We start from the raw sequence: 19,961 nt of genomic DNA, 5'->3' as shown, positions 1-19,961 counted from the left end.
TTCCTGCAGTCACAGGAACCTCCCGTCACTGAACAGAAAATGTGTTCCTATTAACCATGACACGCGAGCCCAAAAATCGGGTAGCTGATTTTTGAATCATGAGGGAAATGGCACACAGCTCATTGTCATCACGAGCCGCGCTGCGATATGGAGCGACTCGGAGAGAAATGGTCAGCCACATGGGTATCACACAAGCTGGCTATACCCAGATCGAAGCAGGCAGGCGGATACGCAAAGAAACACTGAAAAAGGCTGCAGCGGCCAGGGGCCGCATCATAAAAAATATAGATTGGGATGAGCGTGCGAACCCCAGCCTGCCATGCTAATCAAGCGTTACCGCGACAAGGCGCACTTTTTTCTTTATCGGATCAGTCCAGGCAACGAAAGCCTGGTGATCGAGGACTATCATGCCCGGATATTTACTGGGCCAACCCGGAAAATCTCCCTGATAAATAGCGGTTTGCCGGCTGATACCATCCGTTGTCACTTTCGCAATACGAAGTTCATCTTCCGGCCCCGCTCTCTTGCGCCAGCTGACCAGCGCAACATTGGTGCTCAGCAACGCTACGTTGACATAACCTCTGGCATCGTCATCGACTTCGAACGGTTTAGTGAAACCTTTACCACCGTCTGTGGAAAAAGCAACTTTGAAACGGCCTTTATCGTCAGCAGCGGAAAACCAGGCTAAGGCTACCGACGAAGCGGACATATCAACCGCCGGGCCATTGCTTGGGCAACCTTCGATACGCCAGCCATCACCCGGGGCAGAGAGTGCTTGCACCTTGCCGTCTGTATCCCAGCGCACAGCGCCGGTATCACGTATTTCGCCCTGGCTATGATCGCGGTAAACCGTTAACAGGCTCTCTCCTTCAGCAGTGGTAGATGCACGGCAACAGGAGCAAATATCATCATCCAGCCTCAGCTCCGTGCCTGCCGATTGTTGCCCCTTCGCAAGCACAGTGGCCATCAGTTGATAGCGATCGTTTTTCCCGGGATCACCTGTCTCGCGCATATCGGTCCAGACCAGCGCGATACGGGCATTTGGCAACGCCGTCAGCGACATTTGCGCATCGTAGATACGTGCCGATTCACCATAAGGTTTGAACGCCTTGCTCCACGTCAAGCCACCATCCTGCGAACGAGCCAGGAAAATGTCTGCCGCATATTTGCTTTTTCCGCCTTTGGCATAGGGCATCCAGGCAGCCGCCAGACTGCCATCGTCGAGACCGAATACAACGGGCGGGTCACCCAGCTTGCCGTCGACTGAGGTCACGGTACGTACAGGCGACCAGCCCTGCCCCTCGCGAATGGCGAAACGGACCGTGCTGTTTTGCCCGTCGCTTTCGACCCAGCTGAGGATCAGGCGGCCGTCATCCGTTTTCGCCAAATGATGCTGCTTACTCTCTTCACTGGCCGGAACGGTGATTTCTTGTATTGGAAACCCGGGCTGGCCAGTTTCTGCACTCACTGGCAGCGACCAGCAGAACCATACAAGCAACCCGACCGGGAAAATTTTTGTCAACGTGTTTTGAATCGTCATTTCTTTCGTCCTCCAAAATAAAATGAATGATCGCGATGGGATCATTACCTTCACAGGATGACATCCTGCCCAATTTGTTGAATTACCCAGGCTCAATATTCAAGACGCAAGGAACCCAGAATGGTCAGCGGAGCACCGGGATAGACACCCAGTCGGGGCGCGACATTACTATCAGGATCAGTCGATTCGTAGTAGCGTTTGTCAAGAATATTCCGTGCGTTGATCTGCGCAGTCAGACGGGTCGGGCCGAGCTTCATCCGGTAGGCAGCAAACGCATCCAGGCGGGCATAGCCGGGTAACTGGAAGGTATTCTGGACATCCCCCTCCCGCTTTCCAGCTGCGAAAACGCCCAAACCGAAACTCAAACCGTTGAGTGGAGCGAATTTTTTCACATCGTATCGCAGCCAGACACTGCCAGCATGTTTAGGCACATTGGCAAGCCGATTGCCCGCTGTAGCGCCAGAATAGTCTTTGAGGATGCGGGTGTCAGTAAAGGCGTAACTGGCGATCACGCTAAAGCTGTCTGTTATATAACCCGATATGTCCAGTTCGATCCCCTGGCTGCGCTGCTTGTTGGCGATCTTGTCGAACGGGTCGGCTGTTGACAGGTCGTTGACCAGAATATTGTCTTTGGTCAGATGGTAATACGCCAGTGTTCCTGTCAGACGGCGGTCAAACAGTTGGGTTTTGACACCAGCTTCGAATTGCTCTGCAGTTTGCGGATCGAAAGTTCTTCCGTCGGCCGCCGGTGCGTTATTGGCGCCGAATGATGTAGTCCAGCTACCGTAGATGCTGAGTTCTTTCCAGGGCTCGTACAAAATGCCGGCCTTGGGACTGAAACCCTGATCTTTACGGATATTTGGCTTGACCAGAGAATCTGCTGTATCGAAGTTGTCACTTCTGCCGCGCCCGGTTTCCGCCCAGTCATAGCGACCGCCACCGATGATATGCAACTTGTCCCACAAGGTGATCTGATCCTGGAAATAAACACCATACCAGTTGTTGTAAATTACGCTGAAGTTGGTACCCGGCGCTGAACTGGTCAGGAAAGCTGTATCGAAAGTTGATTGCGAAATACCGTAGCTGGGATATGGATTGTAGATGTTGATTGCTAAATTGGGATCAGGAACAATCCATTGCCCTTTTGTTCCGTATTTATTGTAGGTGCGGTAAAAATCAAATCCTACCAATACTTGATGACGACTGAACCCCAGGTCAAATTTGCCGGTAACATCCAGATTGGTTGCATAATGCTCCTGTTCACTGTTTTGGGTGAAGATATTACGTTGCAACAACCCGGTAGCCGGGTTCAATGCAGCGACTGCGTTGAACGCGGGCGCAGGATTCACAAAGGTAGTTGACCCATCAGTCAGGCTGGCCAGAAAGCGGTGGTGTATCGCCCAATTTTCGCTGAAACGATGGTTGATTTCGGAGCCGACCTTCACACTCGATTGATCACCTGTCGGCGTGTTGGGATCGCCCAGATTACGACTGATCGGAATCGGCGCGGGGCGATTGCCGATCACCGGAATACCAAAGTCAGCAGAAGCAAATTTCTCGGTACCTTCGATGTCAATCGTCACATCGGTGGCATCCGTTGGCCGCCAGGTAAGGCTGGGATTGAATACTTTCCTGTCCCCGGAAATGAAATCACGGAACGAATTGTTGCTTTGGTAGGCACCCGAAAACCGGTACAGCAATTTTTTGTCCTCCGTAACGGGCCCGCCTGCATCCCATTGTGTCCGGAAATAATCATAAGAGCCAAACTGCTGTTCTACCGAATAATAGGGGATTTCCAGTCCCCTTTTGGTGATAACGCTGATCAGTCCACCCGGCTCAGTGCGCCCGTACAGTTGCGCAGGGCCTTTCAATACTTCAATGCTGTCCAGATTGCTGGCGTCGAAATCGCCAAAAAATCCTTCACTGGATAAAAGACCATTGCGGTAAATATTCCCGGTTCTAAAGCCGCGAATGATGAAGCCGCCACCGCCACCTAACGATGGCTGCGGGCGCACACCGCTGACGTTTTCCAGCGCATCCTTCACTTTGGTCGATTTCTGGTCATCCATGACGGCACGAGGCACTACCTGCACTGAAAACGGTGTTTCCATGATCGATGTATCGGTTTTTGTGGCTGAAAAAGCTTTTGTTTTCTGGTAACTTGGGTTATCCGGCGCATCAGGATCGATCACGCTGGTTATTTTCATTTCCGGCAAAGTCACTGCCTCTGCATTACTGTTCGTGTGCCCTGCGGGGGCAGCTTCCAGTGTGTAGCGCCCGGGTGCATTCTCGACTACGGTGAGTCCGCTGCCTTTGAGCAGTTGCCCGATCGCCTGCAGGGGAGTAAAGCGCCCATTCAGTGCAGGAGCCTGTTTACCTGCAACCAGACTGACATCAACGCCGATGAGCAAACCTGCCTGGGTGGCAAGCTGCGTGATCGCCTGTTCGAGGGGCTGTGCGGCAATATCGATTGCAATCGTTTGCTGAGTGACGGCAGACTGCGCAGCAACATTGGCCGAGATGAACAGGCCGGCAGCCAGCACCAATCCAAACAAAAAGCCGTGATATAACGAAATTATTTTTATAATCATGAAAACTCCCTGTGTCTGGTCGGTAAAAAATGTGCTTCTGTTATCCATGAGACACGAGCCGGAAAACCGGGCAGTGCTGATTACATGATTTTTAAATTCACCACTGTCAATCACGTGGCGATCCAGAAAGCAGGAAGTGGCACATAGGTTATATTTCAGCCGATCTCTGGCAAAACACCCGGCCGACTACGCTTTTACTGCAGCCGACCGGGTGGCGGGTTAGAGGAGGAATTGCTCCTCCGGGAGGAAGTAATCGCGCAACAACTGCTTTCCTGCTGCAGCCGGGCGGGGACAGATTAGAAGAGGAATTGCTCCTCCAAGAGGGGAGTAATCGCACGACGGCGATCAGGTTTGCAGGTTGATCCAGATCAGTACCCGGGTGTAGCGATCGATGCCGATTGGCAGGGCATGCTGCAAAATCTTGAGTGCAGTATCGGGGTCATCAGCTGGCAGCACACCCGTAAAGCGAAGCTGTGCAGCGGCCCCGCTGATTCTCAAAAAACCGGTCCGATATCTGGCCAGATCATCGATCACCTGGCTGAGTGGCGCATTGCGGTAAACCAGCCTGCTCTGCACCCAGCTCGCTGCAGCGGGCGGGATCGGTTCCTGGCCATGGATCTGCTCACTGTCGAAACGTATACTCTGACCGCTGTACACGGTAATGGACTGATCCGGCCGGTCACGGCTGGTTACATTGACACTCGACTCCACGACGCTGACCCGGCTGTGATCGCCGGTCTGCTCAACAATGTAACGGGTACCCAGTGCCTGGGCAGTTCCATCACGGTTTTCGATGATGAAGGGCCGGTGATGAGCACCCTGCTCTGCTGCATCCGGAACCACTGCCGCAAATATGCGGCCGCGATGCAGAATGATGCGGCGTGCGTGAGTATCGAAGACGACATCGGCTGCAGAATCGCTATCCAGCGTGATGGTACTGCCGTCAGGCAATGCCACCTGGCGAATTTCTCCCGTTGCCGTTCGTTCATCTGCCAGCCACGTCGATAACGGCAGGCAGTAAATACCAATCAGTACCAGTACGATACTGGCCAGCAACCCGGCTGGTCGGTGCTTTCTGCGCCGTTGCGGCGTGACGCTTTGCCAGAGGCGACTGATCTGTTCGTAGGCTTCACGATGCCTGATATCCTGCGCCAGCCAGGCTTCGAAATCAGCCTGCTGTGCGGTGCTGATTTGGCTGTCCGACAGCCGCACGACCCACTCGGCCGCCTGTTCACTCAGGGAAACGGTATGGTGATCCGTTACTTCAGACATACATCTTCCTTGAGCTGATGCAGGTGAACATGGCAGTAGGCGAGTGCTTTGACGAGATATTGCTTGACCCGACTGATCGAGACTTGCATCGTTTCAGCAATTTCCGCATAGGTCATATCCTCGACGCGCGCCAGCAGGAAAGCCTGGCGTGATCGCTCATCCAGTCCATCGATCAGCATCAGCACGGTCGCTTCGAGCAGTTGACGTACTGCAGCAACATGAGCGACATCCTGCTCTGTGCGTTCTGAAAGCAGTGCAGCAATGCTGTGCAGGGTTTCCGCCTCGACTTTATGCTTCCGGTTGAGGTTGATCATCAGCCGATTGGCCGTTACCAGCAGGTAGGCACGCGGTTCTCGCAGTACAGGCATTTCCTGCAACGAGAGCAATCGAACGAAAGTATCGTGCGAGAGATCGGCAGCATTCTGCGGACAACCCAGTTTTTTTCTGAGCCACATAAGCAACCAGCGATGATGTTCGCGATACAACGCATCGATGACCGCCGTCCCCGTATCGGCGGCAGAGGATTCCTGCATGGAAATGGCCTTTGAGAAATAGAATCTGAAACAATCAGCACACATTGCGATGTGCAGATTATCTTCACAAATTGGCCGGCTGAAAATGCGACAAATTGTCGCAGGGGGTGATTTACCGCGTTCGAAACGGCTGAACGTCCGGTCATCCGACCGGCGTGCAAATTGGAATTAAGGGTATCCCGGCCCGGAAGATGTGCCCATGGGTTCCGAAGTTGAATTGAACCAGGCGAGTTTTTGATGAAGCTTGACGACGTTTCCCACGATGATCAGTGTGGGAGGTTTCAGTGGATTCTGCTGAATGATGTCCGGTAACGTTTCCAGCGTACCTGTCAGCACGCGCTGGTTGGGGGTCGTACCCTGCTGAACGATCGCAGCCGGTGTGGTTGCCTGCAGACCATGAGCAATCAGTTGCCGGCATAGTTCGGTGACCCCCAGCAGCCCCATATAGACGACGATGGTCTGATTTGGCCGCGCCAGCGCCGGCCAGTCGAGCTGTATGGTGTTGTCTTTCAGATGTCCCGTCACAAAGACACAGGATTGTGCATGATCACGGTGGGTCAGGGGAATCCCTGCATAACTGGCCACGCCTGAAGCCGCCGTGATCCCGGGAACCACCTGAAACGGAATGTGGTGTTGCGACAGGGTTTCGATTTCCTCACCCCCTCGCCCGAAAATAAAGGGATCTCCTCCTTTCAGGCGCAGAACGTGTTTACCCTCCTGGGCGAGCTTTACCAGCAGTTCATTGATCGATGTCTGCGGCAGGGTATGCTGATTACGCACTTTTCCAACATAGATGCGCGTTGCATCCTGTCTGACCATATCGAGAATGGCGGGAGAAACCAGCCGGTCATAAATGACCACATCCGCCTGCTGCATCAGGCGCATGGCCCGGAAAGTAAGCAAATCGGGATCACCCGGGCCTGCACCCACCAGATAAACTTCTCCGGTCGGAAACTGATCGGTACTGTTTTCCAACGCTTCTGACAGATAATCCTGTGCGGCCTGATCTCTGCCGGCGAAAACCATTTCTGCAAACGGCCCCTGCAGCATTCTCTCCCAGAAAAAACGACGATTCTCCTGATGGATAAAACGCTGTCTGACCTTGTCACGAAACCGTGCGGCATACTCGGCCAGCCGACCATAGGCAGAAGGAATCAGCGCTTCCAGCCGCGAACGTAACAGCCTCGCCAATATCGGAGAAGTACCACCACTTGAAACCGCAACGATGATCGGAGAACGGTCGAGAATAGACGGCATGATGAAGGTACATAAATCCGGATTATCTACGACATTTACCGGAATGCCCGCTTTCCTGGCGGCAGCGGAGACCGCCCGATTCACTTCATGATCATTGGTGGCAGCAATGGCCAGCGCCCTATCCTGCAAATGATCCGGCCGGAAAGATTCAGCAGTATGGGTGATCACAGGTGATTGCAGCAGCAGATTACTCAGCTCCTCGCTGATGGCAGGAGATACCACATGGATACGTGCATGTGCCCGCAGCAACAGCCTGATTTTGCGAACGGCAATCTCCCCGCCGCCCACAACCAGGCAGTCACGCTGTTTGATGTTGAGAAAAACAGGTAAATAATCCATATACAGGCAACGGAACTTAACAAGCAAGGAATCGTTGGATCCGTTGAAAATGTTACCAGAATGATGCAATGACCTCATGATACACGGCCGGACCAGGCGAATCTCTACCGGTACACGTGTATCATTCCGTATCTGTAATCACAACCTTATTTGGAATCGCCTGCCGGTTATTGAACTCTTTCCCGCTTGTACAGATCCTCGATGGATATCCCCATGCCAGCTTCACCACCGAATACCGTACCGAGTGTCTTGTTCTGAAGATGTTTGAGGTTGAAATCGTAGAACTCTTTTTTCAATGGAAAATATCTCACTTCCTCAACCAGTTGCTGCGCATGTTGCATGTAAAAGATGACAAATTCCCTGACTTCAGGCTTACCCGCCGATCTTGCATTCACATAGATAAAGAGGGGACGCGATAACGGCTGGTAACTTCCATTCTGGACCGTAAGCATGGAAGGCAGAATGCCACCTGAACCATTATCAATTGCCACGGCTTTCAGTTTTTTATGATTTTCGATGTAGTAGGCAAAGCCAAAGAAACCCAATGCATTCAAATCACTCGCCACCCCCTGCACGAGTACATTGTCATCCTCCGAAGCCGTAAAATCTCCACGACTGGATTTTGCCTTGCCGACCACGGCCTCGGTGAAATAGTCGAATGTCCCTGAGTCCGCTCCGGCACCGAACAGTTTGATTCTGGCATTGGGCCAGGCCGGGTTGACCTGGTTCCAGTTGAGTATTTTTTCCTGTGCTGCCGGCTCCCAGATTTTTTTCAATTCGGCCACTGTCATGGACTTGATCCAGTCATTTCCAGGATTGACCACCACCGTCAAAGCGTCGAAAGCAATTGGCATTTCGATGTACTGCACACCATTCTGCCGGCATTGCTCCATTTCAGAGGACAGGATCGGACGGGAAGCATTCACGATATCGACTTCATCCCGGCAGAATTTCTTGAATCCCCCACCCGTGCCGGCGATACCGGCAGTGACCATAATGGCTCCTTTCTTGGCAGCCTGGAAATCTTCTGAAACAGCCTCTGTAATTGGAAAGACCGTACTCGAACCACTGATTTTCACCAGCGGTCTGGCTTGAACCATCGTGCCGATTCCGCTCAGGAGAGCAAAACCAAGGATTGCGACCAGAAATCCGGTATCGAATCTCAGTAAAGATTGTTGCATGATAACCTCTCTGTTTTTCAAGAATTATTTGGTAATGACGACTGATGGCAACTCGTACCTGATGACTGTCATCAGGTACGCAATAAGAATAAACAGAGGATATTACAGATTTGCGATGGTAACTCAGCTTCCGGTCATCGAAGAAGCTGCCTGCTGGCGAATCGTTTCAGCAATTTTTTCTGCCCAGTAATCGGTCTGTTGCAGTACTTTTCCTTCCACCATGACCCTGATCAGCGGCTCCGTTCCGGAAGCGCGCAGGAGAATACGTCCATCGTTTCCCAGCGCCTGTTCCGCTTCATTTTTGCAGGCTGCAACCGCCGGGTTGCTGCGGAAATCAAAATTTCCGGAAACCTTTACATTGATCAGACGTTGAGGGAAAAAGGGAACATCACGCATAAAATCAGCCAGTGTCAGGCCGGTATCACGCAATGCATATAAAACCTGGAGGGCTGAAATAATGCCATCCCCCGTCGTGTGTTTGTCCCGGCAGATGATATGGCCGGAATTCTCGGCGCCCAGATACCAGTCGTTTTGCTGCAGCAGCTCGGAAACATAGCGATCTCCGACATTTGCCCGGGCAAATGGAATCCCGAGTCGCTCGAAAGCCTGCTCGACCGCCAGATTGGTCATGAGTGTTCCGGCCACCCCGCCTTGCAGCTCACCAAGCTGTTGCCGGTGTTTGGCAATGATGTAAGCCAGGCTGTCGCCATCGTACAGCACCCCTTCCCTGCTGACCATCAGTACCCGGTCACCATCACCATCCACGGCAATTCCGATATCAGCCTTATGCTGCAGGATTGAACCCTGAAGTGTCTCGATATGAGTCGCTCCACATTCGTAATTGATGTTGAAGCCATCCGGGCTGGCATGGGTCGTTATCACATCGGCCCCCAGTTCATGCATGACATGCCCGGCAATATGGTAGTCCGCGCCATTGGCACAATCGACTACGATGCGCAGCCCCCGCAAATCGAGCTGATTGGGAAAAGTACTTTTGCAGAATTCGATATACCTGCCGGCGGCATCTCTGAGACGTTGTACCCTGCCCAATTTGATGGAAGGTGTCGTTTTCATGGGCTGATCCAGTTCAGCCTCGATCTGAAGCTCCATGCTATCTGGCAATTTTGAGCCTGCAGAAGAAAAAAACTTGATGCCATTATCATCAAACGGATTGTGTGAAGCAGAAATGACTGCACCTGCCTGGATACGCAACGCCCGGACGAGATAAGCCACTGCCGGTGTCGGCAATGGCCCGGACAGCAGCACATCCACGCCTGCTGCCGAGAAACCGGCTTCCAGTGCGGATTCCAGCATATAGCCCGATATCCGCGTATCTTTGCCTATCAGCACTGTTGGTCGTTTATCCGCAGCCAGTTGCCGGTCAGAAGCCAGCAACACCTTGCCGACAGCGTACCCCAGACGCAGAAAGAAATCCGGTGTGATCGGAAAATCTCCCACCTTCCCGCGAATGCCATCCGTACCAAAATATTTTTTCTTCATTTCAATATTGTTTTCTCGATGAATACCTGAATATGCCCTGATCGGGTTTGCAAAATCAATATCCGCATTCCACAAACATAATGCTCCGCCGGCAACCAGCCAAACGCCGGTTAATCGCCAACTTTGACACAATTATGACAATCCGGAAGTGACTATCATCACAGCCGGTCACTGACAGGATTACAGATGTAGCAGAAAGCCCGGGGCAATACGATTCACTGCTGCAAAAACTGAGAATGCATCACGTGTCGCTTTGACGTCATGTACCCGGATGATCCGGGCCCCCTGACCCACCGCCAACAGCGCTGCAGCCACACTGGCATGGACACGGTCATTCACCGCATTACCCGTGATCGTTCCCAGCATGGATTTGCGTGAAAGACCTGCCAGAACGGGAAAATTCGTGGAAACAAGACGATCCAGCCCACGCAGCAGCATGAGATTATGCTCGAATGTCTTGCCGAAACCAAAACCAGGGTCGATGATGATACGCTCTCGCTCTATTCCGGTTGATACTGCTGCTGCAACTCGCTGCTCCAGAAATGATATGACTTCGGCAACCACATCGGAATATTGAGGATTGTGCTGCATCGTTTCCGGTTTTCCTTGCATGTGCATGAGACAAATCATGACTGCACTGTCTGCAACGACATCCAGTGCACCCGGAGCCCGCAACGCATTGATGTCATTGACGAGATCCACTCCGGCATCAATTGTGGCACGCATGACTTCAGGCTTGGAGGTATCGACGGATACCGGAATATCCATGCTCAAAGCAAACTCTATGACGGGCATCACCCGTAACAGCTCTTCATCCCCCCCCACGGACAGACTCCCCGGACGGGTAGACTCTCCTCCAATATCGAGGATATCGGCCCCTTCCTGAATCAGGCGCCTTGCCTGTTCAATTGCTTTTTCGGTCGTATCGAAATATCCACCATCGGAAAAGGAATCGGGCGTGACATTGATTACGCCCATGATCAGCGGACGATTTTGCTGAAGAATTCTTTGTAGTCTGTTCACTGGGCAAGAAAAATGGCCTGTGCGTCAAAAGAACGTACAGGCCACTGGAAAGAAAATAACGTACTGTTTTAGATTTCGACTTTCTGGGCAGCAGGAGCCTCGGTCGTTGCAGGTTCACCAGCAGGTTGTTTTACTTCACTGGCTGCTGAGCCTGCCGAACCTTTATCCTGCCGCGCAGAAGAAGTCGGTGCCTGTGGCGGACGTGGCGGGCGACCCTCCATGATATCCTTGATCTGGTCGCTGTCTATCGTCTCCCATTCAAGCAGTGCCTGAGTCATTGCCTCGATTTTATCCTTGTTCTCTTCGATCAGCTTGCGTGCAAGTGCATACTGCTCATCAATGATACGGCGGATCTCGGCATCGACCTTCTGCATGGTTGCTTCACTTAGATTCTTGTGTGTGGTGACTGAACGACCAAGGAACACTTCGCCCTCATTTTCACCATACACCATAGGTCCCAGCGTCTCAGACATACCCCACTGCATTACCATTTTGCGAGCAGTATCCGTTGCCCGTTCAAAGTCATTGGAGGCACCGGTAGTCATCTGGCTCATGAACACTTCTTCTGCAATGCGGCCGCCAAACATGACCGCTATGGTTTGCAATATCTGATCACGATCCATGCTGTAACGATCCTCGGAAGGCAATTGCATGGTGACACCCAGTGCACGCCCGCGCGGAATGATCGAAACCTTGTGAACCGGATCAGTTTTAGGCAACAGGTAAGCTACCACTGCATGTCCGGATTCATGATAGGCAGTATTACGGCGCTCATTTTCCGGCATGACGACGGAACGACGCTCAGCACCCATCAGAATCTTGTCTTTCGCACGTTCGAAATCATCCATATCGACCAGGCGTTTACCAGCGCGTGCAGCAAACAGCGCAGCCTCATTGACCAGATTGGCAAGATCAGCTCCTGACATACCGGGTGTACCTCTGGCGAGGATACCGGCTTTGACATCAGGAGATACCGGAACCTTGCGCATGTGCACCTGCAGGATCTGTTCCCGGCCACGTATATCCGGCAATGGAACGACGACTTGTCTGTCGAACCGGCCTGGACGCAACAATGCAGGATCAAGTACGTCAGGACGGTTGGTAGCCGCAATGACGATCACACCCATATTGCCTTCGAAACCATCCATCTCGACCAGCAACTGGTTCAGGGTCTGTTCACGTTCATCGTTTCCACCTCCCAGCCCGGCACCGCGCTGACGCCCAACCGCATCGATCTCGTCGATGAAGATGATGCAGGGTGCATGCTTTTTCGCCTGCTCGAACATATCTCTCACCCTGGAAGCACCCACACCTACAAACATTTCAACAAAATCCGAACCGGAAATGCTGAAGAATGGCACTTTTGCTTCACCGGCAATGGCACGAGCGAGTAATGTCTTACCCGTTCCCGGACTGCCGCACATCAAAACGCCACGAGGAATACGTCCGCCCAGTTTCTGGAATCTGGAGGGATCTCTCAGGAATTCCACCAGTTCGGCAACCTCTTCCTTGGCTTCTTCACAACCAGCCACATCCGCAAAAGTCACATTGTTGTTCTTATGATCAAGCATCCTGGCTTTACTTTTCCCGAACGAGAAAGCACCGCCATTCCGGCCGCCTCCCTGCATCTGACGCATAAAAAAGATCCAGACGGCAATCAACAGCAACATCGGGAACCATGACACCAGTATGCTCATCAGCATGGATGGCTCTTCTTCCGGTTTTGCTTCCACTGATACACCCGCTTTCAACAGATCACTTACCAGCCACGGATCGGAGGGTGAATGAACGATAAACTGACGACCATCTGTTTTCGATCCTCGTAAAGTCCGGCCGTCAATCACTACCTTGGCAATCCTGCCCTGATGCATTTCACTAATAAACTGTGAATATTCCATGGGGGGCTGTGATGGTTGCCGTGTGGAGAATTGATTGAATACTGTCATCAGTACCAAAGCAATCACCAACCAGATAGCCATGTTCTTAATCAGATTATTCATATTAGCTCCTCAATTTTGCTTCTCGACGAAACCGGGTTTCTGACACATTGCGGTTTACTTTTTACAAGATGTCACCGCAGTCTATCAGATTATTTTTTCTAGTCCCAGCAAATATAGCTCTTTACTGCGATCTCGCGAAGCCTTTGGTTTCCGGATGACAACTTTTGAAAAATCGGTTTGCATCATCTGCCGGAAAGCTTCAAAGTCACTTCCCTGGAAAACTTTGACAAGGAAATTTTTGCCAGGGTTCAAATGTTCACGACAAAATATCAAGGCCAACTCGGCCAGATACATGCCTTGAGCCTGATCACTGACACGGATACCGGTAAGATTGGGTGACATATCGGAAATAACAAGGTCTGCACGTTTCCCGCCCAGTGCTGCTTCCAACATCGCCAGAACCTCATTTTCGCGGAAATCTCCTTGAATGAACGTCATACCGGGTAGTGGCTGCATATCCAGCATATCCAGCGCAAACACCTTTCCTGTCGGCCCAACGGATTCGAGTGCTACTTGCGACCAGCTGCCAGGCACTGCACCCAGATCGACAACTGTCATCCCTGGTACGAACAGGGCATCGTGTTCGGCAATTTCCCGCAGCTTGTATGCGGCACGCGAGCGATAGCCCTCGTGGTTGGCCTTGCGGACAAAATTATCGTTGATATGAGCCTTTATCCAGGCCCTGCTGGTTCTGGCAGATTTCATCAGGTAAAAATCAGGTAAAATTCAACTCTTTTAGGAAGGTTTAATGCTTGAACTCGATATGGCACAGCGCCGGCAACTTGCAGCCAGCGCACATCACCTGAATCCGACAGTCACGATTGGCAAGGATGGCCTGACTGAAAATGTCATTGGCGAGCTGGATCGAAGCCTTCTGAAACATGAGCTTATCAAGGTCAAGGTACTCGATGGCGATCGGGATCAGAGAGCTTCCCTGCTGGAGCAAATCTGCCTCTCACTGAACGCGGCACCCGTCGAGCAAATCGGCAGAGTTCTGATTATATACCGGATAAATCCTGATAAAAAAATCGCCAGAGCTATGACTCCAGATACACTCAAACCCGGCTCCAAACGAAAACTCAAACCCCGATCTGCACAATCCGCTAAGAAAACCAAAGTACGAAAATAACAACAGGAAGTATGCCCTGCGTTTTCACCGATCAGAAACGAGCAGCATTCACTGCAAATCCGGAATCCGTGGTCCAGGTACGACTCCCTCTTTGCCAGAGACTGTCGGCCCTTCTCCCCGGGCAAGATTCCCTAATACCTCATGATCTGGTATAACTCAGCCCAGTTCACGTATATGGAGATGTTTTATGAGCACGAAACTTGAATTGCCGATTCAGGAATTTACCACCCCCTATCCGGTCACGGCTCGCGAGGACAGCTCGATCGAAGAATTGCTGGATCTCATCAAAAACCTCAAAGTGCGGCACATTCCCATCATGTCAGACGGCAAGGTTACAGGTATCGTCAGTGAACGGGATCTCAAAATTATCTCGGCTTTGAGCACTCGTGAGAAATTTTTGGTCAGGGCTGCCGATCTGATGACACCCGATCCTATAATTTTCCGGGGCAGCACATCCATTGAGGACGTTATCCTGAAGATGTCGGAAAAAAAGATCGGCAGCGTTCTGGTCAGTGATGAACAGGGAAACCTGCAAGGCATATTCACAGTAACCGATGCACTGGATATTCTGGTAGAAATATTGCGAGGCAAAAAATGACAAAGGTACGTGATCTGATGACCCCTATGCCGAAAACGATAGGTTTCGACATTTCAGTAGAAAAAGCCCTGGTCATGATGAAAGAATGTGCCTGCCATCATCTGCCTGTACTCGATGGCGGGAAACTGGTTGGCGTTCTGAGTGACAGAGATCTTTCAATGGCCTGGCATGGTTCAGGCAACACTAAGGATGAACATCTCGTCAGGGATCTGATGACTGATACGCCCGTCGTCATCGATCCCTCTGCCGAAATCAATATGGCTATCCGAATCATGTTAGATAATAAAATCAACAGTCTCATCGTCAGGGCAGAAGAAAATCAGCCATGGGGTATTCTTACCTCGACAGATCTTCTTCGTTACGTCATGAATAAGGCCTGAAGAGAAGACAGCAGACATCTGCCTTGTTTTCCCTGGTCTGATTCCGGATCTTCCAGTTCTACTGGCAGCATAAATTCAGGCGCACACTCTTCAGCCCTGTTACGTAGTTACGTATCATGCCAAGTGAACGGGTGAAATTCGATACCTTTACCCGGTAACGATCGAAATATACAATCTCGGGCACACTATGAAAAAAGCCTGTACGGAAATTCCGTACAGGCTCGAAGGGAGGCCAGTTCTAGCCATGGCCATCAGAGGGTTTACCAGTTGCGGGAATCCGCGCAAAAATTATTGTTTACGACACAGGATTTCCAGAATCGTTCAATAACTCCGATTTCCCGGCACTTACCAACAAACGTAACAGCCATGTAGTCGTTACCGGAAATAATCACGATTCCATACTACAACGGATATAACCCTGTTATTTTCTGGAAAAAGCACGGGTAAATCAGCTATATCGCAACCATATCAGTCATAGCAATATTCAATCACTTGAAAACCTGCCAATTTGCCACTATCAAGGCAAGCAGCCAGTTCGGTAAAAATGTTTGCTGCAGTACGATGAACACACCGATATCTAACAGCAGATTCTTCCCGGTCTGCAGCGGCTGTAATAACAAAAAAGTAACATGAGGTCACAGATGAAGATTTCAACGATTCTGGCAACACATGACAAAACTGACTTGGTGATATTGCTGCTGCGTATCACAACAGGTGGCGTTTTCATGGCACATGGTGCACAGAAGCTATTTAGCTGGTTTGGTGTCAATGGCCTTGAAGCGACCGGTCAGTGGATGAACTCAATCGGCCCCAATCCCGGTTACCTGATGGCATTACTGGCGGGATCCGGTGAATTCTTCGATGGATTGGCACTGCTGTCGCCTGAATCTGAATCCGGAGGGATAAGCCAGTGGGACTCTTGATAAACGGAAAATGGCAGGATCAGTGGTATACCCTCCAAAATGGAGAGTTTGTACGTGAAAATGCTCAGTACCGTCACTGGGTCACCCCGGACGGGCAACCCGGCCCTTCCGGCGAGGGAGGATTTACTGCAGAATCCGGCCGCTATCATCTGTTCGTGTCACTGGCCTGCCCGTGGGCACATCGCACTCTGATCTTCCGCCATCTGAAAGATCTGCAGGCACATATCGGTATTACCATCGTCGATCCCAGAATGCTGGAGCACGGCTGGGCGTTCAGTGAGATTTCTCGTGACAATCCTGTACAAGACATCCGCTATCTGCACCAACTCTATACCCGGGCCAAACCGGACTATACCGGCCGGGTTACGGTACCGGTGCTATGGGACAAGCAACGCGACACCATTGTCAGCAATGAATCAGCCGACATCATCCGCATGTTCAACAGTGCGTTTGACTCGCTCACCGGCAATGATCTCGACTTCTACCCCGAAGCCCTGCGCAATGAGATCGGCACCATCAATGAAGTGGTCTACCGGGATTTCAACAACGGAGTTTACAAAGCCGGTTTTGCCACTGACCAGCTTATTTACGAAAAAGCCTACGATCGAATCTTCAATAGATTGGATGCAATTGATGACAGCCTGAATACCCGCCGCTATCTCGCGGGTAATCGCCTGACTGAGGCTGACTGGCGGTTTTTCACCACACTGATTCGCTTCGATGCCGTGTATTACAGCCATTTTAAGCTCAACAAACAGCGTATCGAAGATTATCCTAATCTATCCAATTACCTGCGTGCGCTATACCAGATATCTGGTATCGCCGGTACCGTAAATTTCGAACACATCAAAACCCATTACTACTACAGCCACTCGACCATCAATCCGACCCAGATCATTCCTAAAGGGCCGGATATCGATTACACCCGGCCGCATAACCGGGTGCAGGCTTTCTCCTCCCCCGGATAATTCAGCCAGCATCAATCAGATGGCATCAGGCATTGTGATACTCCAGAACCACCTCGACCTCGTTCTTCGAGCCCAGAATCACCGGTACACGCTGATGCAGATCCTGCGGCACGACATCCAGAATGCGCTCGTAGCCGGTGGTGGATAACCCGCCTGCCTGTTCGACGATAAAACTCATCGGATTGGCTTCGTACATCAGACGCAGTCTGCCGGGTTTGGAGGGATCTTTGGTATCGCGCGGATACATGAAAATACCACCGCGAGTGAGGATACGATGCACCTCTGCCACCATCGAAGCCACCCAACGCATATTGAAATCGCGACCGCGCGGCCCGGTACTTCCTGCCAGACACTCCGCCACATAACGCTGTACCGGTGCTTCCCAGAAACGCTGGTTGGAGGCATTGATGGCAAATTCCCTGGTATCGGCGGGAATCCTCATGTTTGGATGTGTCAGCACGAATTCACCGATATCACGATCCAGCGTAAAACCATTGACACCATGGCCTGTGGTCAGCACCAACATGGTGGATGAACCATACAATGCATAACCTGCACAAACCTGTTTGACGCCGGGTTGCAGGAAATCTTCCATACTGGCAGCCCGGCTTGGCACTGGCGAGCGCAAAATCGAAAAAATCGTCCCGACGGAAATATTGAGATCCACGTTACTGGAACCATCCAGCGGGTCAAATACCAGCAGATATTTGCCGAGTGGATAAGGAGACGGAATCGAGTAGACATCATCCATTTCCTCCGATGCCATGCCAGAAAGATGACCAGCCCATTCATTGTTGCGGATCATGATTTCATTGGTAATCACATCCAGCTTTTTTTGGGTTTCACCCTGAACGTTTTCTGTATCCAGCGCCCCCATCACACCAATCAGCGCCCCCTTGTTCACCGCATTGGAAATGGTCTTGATAGCAGTCACGATATCGTTCAGCAATGCGGTGAAATCACCGCTCGCTCCCGCGATGTGACGCTGCTCTTCAATGATGAACTGGGTAAGGGTAGTACCGGTATGCATCAGCTTTCCTCTCGAGAAATTAAAAAAGCGTCAATTATACTGGTTTGGCAACCATAACGAGCGTATGAAAAAAAGAGCTAAATATCCTCTCCCGATCACTTTTATCTCAAATTGAGACTGCACTGCGCATCTAAGCCCCGGATTAATCTCCCACTGATCAGTAATCTGGAGTTGCGCCACACTTTTTTAACAAACTATATTTTGTCGAAACCCTCTACCCGGGTTTTAACCTTCTCACAGAAATTCTGAGAAACCTTACTGATAGCACCCTCATCTCCGGGAAATATCAGAAAGTTGTCAAAAGAATTTACACAAGCCCCCTCCTTTCTGGTCATTTCACAAATCAAGAAACAGGAAGTAACGTAATTTCATACACATACAAAAGCCATGAAAAGCTGGCATATCTCATGCTTTATATCTATCTGGCAGAAACTGCCTATTTATCATTAATTTAAACAATAAAAGGTTTATATGAAAACAAAATTTGCTCTTACTCTGGCAGCCTCCACACTGCTGGTATCAGCCGCGCACGCCGATCCCTTCGTCAATGGAGGTTTCGAAACTGGTAACTTCAACGGCTGGACAGTTTCAAACTCAGCTTATCGTGCCAGTATCAATAACGCCAACCTGACGCCAGACTGGGTATTTGCCAATGATAACTATGCAATGCATTCGCAAATAATTAGCGCTGGCACCATTGATCCCAATGTTGGAGCCGCGTTTGGCAGCACCGTGTATGCCGGTAATTACAGTGCCCGTATCGAAGACACCACTTGGGGTGGCTATGCTTCCGCAATCACGCAGACCGTCACCAACTACACGGAAGACAGCATCAACTTTGTATGGAAAGCCGTTCTGCTGGGTGCACATGGTGTCAATGACGCCGCCACCTTCAAACTGGTATTAACTGATCTTACAGACGGCATTGATCTTATTACCCGGGAATATAATGCCGCTTCTAGCGGAAGTGGCGTAGACAGTCGCTTCTCATTAAGTGGTGGTAATTACTACACCCAAGACTGGCAAATCGAGACGCTCAATATCAACGACACACTGAAAGGCCATGATTTCATGTTGTCCCTCGTAGCGGCTGATTGCCAGCCTACTGGACACTGGGGTTATGTCTATCTGGATGGTTTTGGCAGTGTTGCTGGTGGTGGTGGTGATGACACTAACAATGTACCTGAGCCCGCAACTCTGGCGATATTGGGATTAGGCCTGCTTGGTATGACAGCTACTCGCCGTCGCAAGAACAGCTAATCTGATTTAACACGGTATTTTATTTCACAACAGCAATGGCAATAATCGCGAGTTGCCATTGCCGTTTGATGAACCGCTTTGATAAAACGCCTAGGTCGAATCGACATTTAAAGCCATAAAGTTGCTGCAGCCAGATGTATGAAGGCGGAGAAGTAAATAGCTTTACGGTCATATCTGGTTGAAAGTCTGCGCCAATGCTTGAGTTTGTTGAATGTGCGCTCAATGATATTTCTGCATTTATAGATTTCGCGATCATACGTTCTTCGTATTTTGCGGTTTGATCGCGGTGGGATGACAGGCACGGCCTTCATGGAGGCAATGGCGTCGAGAATATTATCGCTGTCGTAGCCTTTATCCGCCAGAACATGCGAGGGCCTGAACCCGCTGATCAGATCAAGAGCCTGCGTGCAATCATTGCGCTGTCCACCCGTCAGTAT

At 51.0% G+C, this 19,961-nt stretch carries 18 protein-coding genes and 1 pseudogene; 7 read left to right on the top strand and 12 right to left on the bottom strand.

The window, feature by feature from the left end; genetic code table 11:
• The first annotated feature begins 107 nt into the window (after positions 1-107).
• Positions 108-326 carry a hypothetical protein gene (locus tag B5D58_RS13615; protein ID WP_143023715.1) on the top strand — a complete coding sequence of 73 codons (219 nt, stop codon included), beginning with the start codon at positions 108-110 and terminating at the stop codon, positions 324-326.
• Here B5D58_RS13615 and B5D58_RS06075 read toward each other — a convergent pair.
• The 10 genes from B5D58_RS06075 to B5D58_RS06030 form a co-directional block, all read right to left on the bottom strand.
• Complete coding sequence (locus tag B5D58_RS06075; protein WP_011111166.1) at positions 323-1,540, bottom strand: sialidase family protein; 1,218 nt, start codon at positions 1,538-1,540, stop codon at positions 323-325. The two genes, B5D58_RS13615 and B5D58_RS06075, sit on opposite strands and share 4 nt — an antisense overlap.
• A 92-nt stretch (positions 1,541-1,632) precedes the next feature.
• Positions 1,633-4,131 carry a TonB-dependent siderophore receptor gene (locus tag B5D58_RS06070; RefSeq protein WP_074671212.1) on the bottom strand — a complete coding sequence of 833 codons (2,499 nt, stop codon included), beginning with the start codon at positions 4,129-4,131 and terminating at the stop codon, positions 1,633-1,635.
• 345 nt (positions 4,132-4,476) lie between these two features.
• On the bottom strand, positions 4,477-5,403 hold the full coding sequence (locus tag B5D58_RS06065) for a FecR domain-containing protein (RefSeq protein ID WP_011111164.1): 927 nt from the start codon (positions 5,401-5,403) through the stop codon (positions 4,477-4,479).
• Entirely contained in the window at positions 5,391-5,936 is a 546-nt protein-coding gene (locus tag B5D58_RS06060; RefSeq protein WP_050731297.1) for a sigma-70 family RNA polymerase sigma factor, read from the bottom strand. The genes B5D58_RS06065 and B5D58_RS06060 overlap by 13 nt, the downstream gene beginning before the upstream one ends.
• Positions 5,937-6,104: 168 nt before the next feature.
• Complete coding sequence (gene cysG / locus B5D58_RS06055) at positions 6,105-7,532, bottom strand: siroheme synthase CysG (RefSeq protein WP_041357033.1); 1,428 nt, start codon at positions 7,530-7,532, stop codon at positions 6,105-6,107.
• 167 nt (positions 7,533-7,699) lie between these two features.
• Positions 7,700-8,713: a PstS family phosphate ABC transporter substrate-binding protein gene (locus tag B5D58_RS06050; protein WP_011111161.1), complete on the bottom strand. Its 1,014-nt coding sequence runs from the start codon at positions 8,711-8,713 to the stop codon at positions 7,700-7,702.
• A gap of 123 nt (positions 8,714-8,836) precedes the next feature.
• On the bottom strand, positions 8,837-10,213 hold the full coding sequence (gene glmM / locus B5D58_RS06045; RefSeq protein ID WP_011111160.1) for a phosphoglucosamine mutase: 1,377 nt from the start codon (positions 10,211-10,213) through the stop codon (positions 8,837-8,839).
• Positions 10,214-10,393: 180 nt separating this feature from the next.
• Positions 10,394-11,191: a dihydropteroate synthase gene (gene folP / locus B5D58_RS06040; RefSeq protein WP_050731231.1), complete on the bottom strand. Its 798-nt coding sequence runs from the start codon at positions 11,189-11,191 to the stop codon at positions 10,394-10,396.
• Positions 11,192-11,304: 113 nt separating this feature from the next.
• Positions 11,305-13,236 (bottom strand): ATP-dependent zinc metalloprotease FtsH, encoded by a 1,932-nt coding sequence (gene ftsH, locus B5D58_RS06035; protein ID WP_011111158.1) that lies wholly within the window; start codon positions 13,234-13,236, stop codon positions 11,305-11,307.
• Positions 13,237-13,320: 84 nt separating this feature from the next.
• On the bottom strand, positions 13,321-13,941 hold the full coding sequence (locus tag B5D58_RS06030; protein WP_011111157.1) for an RlmE family RNA methyltransferase: 621 nt from the start codon (positions 13,939-13,941) through the stop codon (positions 13,321-13,323).
• 43 nt (positions 13,942-13,984) lie between these two features.
• Here B5D58_RS06030 and yhbY point away from each other — a divergent pair, with 43 nt between their 5' ends.
• The 5 genes from yhbY to B5D58_RS06005 all read left to right on the top strand — a co-directional run bounded on the left by yhbY (position 13,985) and on the right by B5D58_RS06005 (position 17,234).
• Positions 13,985-14,365 carry a ribosome assembly RNA-binding protein YhbY gene (yhbY, locus tag B5D58_RS06025; RefSeq protein ID WP_011111156.1) on the top strand — a complete coding sequence of 127 codons (381 nt, stop codon included), beginning with the start codon at positions 13,985-13,987 and terminating at the stop codon, positions 14,363-14,365.
• Between the two features lie 187 nt (positions 14,366-14,552).
• Positions 14,553-14,963, top strand: a complete 411-nt coding sequence (locus B5D58_RS06020; RefSeq protein ID WP_011111155.1) for a CBS domain-containing protein — start codon at positions 14,553-14,555, stop codon at positions 14,961-14,963.
• Positions 14,960-15,343 (top strand): CBS domain-containing protein, encoded by a 384-nt coding sequence (locus B5D58_RS06015; protein WP_011111154.1) that lies wholly within the window; start codon positions 14,960-14,962, stop codon positions 15,341-15,343. Before B5D58_RS06020 ends, B5D58_RS06015 begins: the two co-directional genes overlap by 4 nt.
• Positions 15,344-15,984: 641 nt before the next feature.
• Positions 15,985-16,266: a DoxX family protein gene (locus B5D58_RS06010; RefSeq protein ID WP_078737658.1), complete on the top strand. Its 282-nt coding sequence runs from the start codon at positions 15,985-15,987 to the stop codon at positions 16,264-16,266.
• The gene (locus tag B5D58_RS06005; RefSeq protein WP_011111152.1) at positions 16,254-17,234 is read left to right on the top strand and encodes a glutathione S-transferase family protein; all 981 of its coding nucleotides are present in this window, start codon (positions 16,254-16,256) and stop codon (positions 17,232-17,234) included. The genes B5D58_RS06010 and B5D58_RS06005 overlap by 13 nt, the downstream gene beginning before the upstream one ends.
• A 25-nt stretch (positions 17,235-17,259) precedes the next feature.
• Here the strand turns inward: B5D58_RS06005 and B5D58_RS06000 are convergent, their stop codons facing one another.
• The gene (locus B5D58_RS06000) at positions 17,260-18,264 is read right to left on the bottom strand and encodes a class 1 fructose-bisphosphatase (RefSeq protein ID WP_011111151.1); all 1,005 of its coding nucleotides are present in this window, start codon (positions 18,262-18,264) and stop codon (positions 17,260-17,262) included.
• A 471-nt stretch (positions 18,265-18,735) separates the two neighbouring features.
• Here B5D58_RS06000 and B5D58_RS14065 point away from each other — a divergent pair, with 471 nt between their 5' ends.
• On the top strand, positions 18,736-19,524 hold the full coding sequence (locus B5D58_RS14065) for a PEP-CTERM sorting domain-containing protein (RefSeq protein WP_011111150.1): 789 nt from the start codon (positions 18,736-18,738) through the stop codon (positions 19,522-19,524).
• Between the two features lie 107 nt (positions 19,525-19,631).
• Here B5D58_RS14065 and B5D58_RS05990 read toward each other — a convergent pair.
• Positions 19,632-19,961, bottom strand: a pseudogene (locus tag B5D58_RS05990) (IS5-like element ISNeu3 family transposase); the annotation flags it as partial.

It is taken from the genome of Nitrosomonas europaea (genome assembly GCF_900167395.1).
Lineage (GTDB): Bacteria > Pseudomonadota > Gammaproteobacteria > Burkholderiales > Nitrosomonadaceae > Nitrosomonas > Nitrosomonas europaea.
Note: the sequence above shows the minus strand (reverse complement) of the source record. Positions and strands in the feature narration are given on the sequence as shown.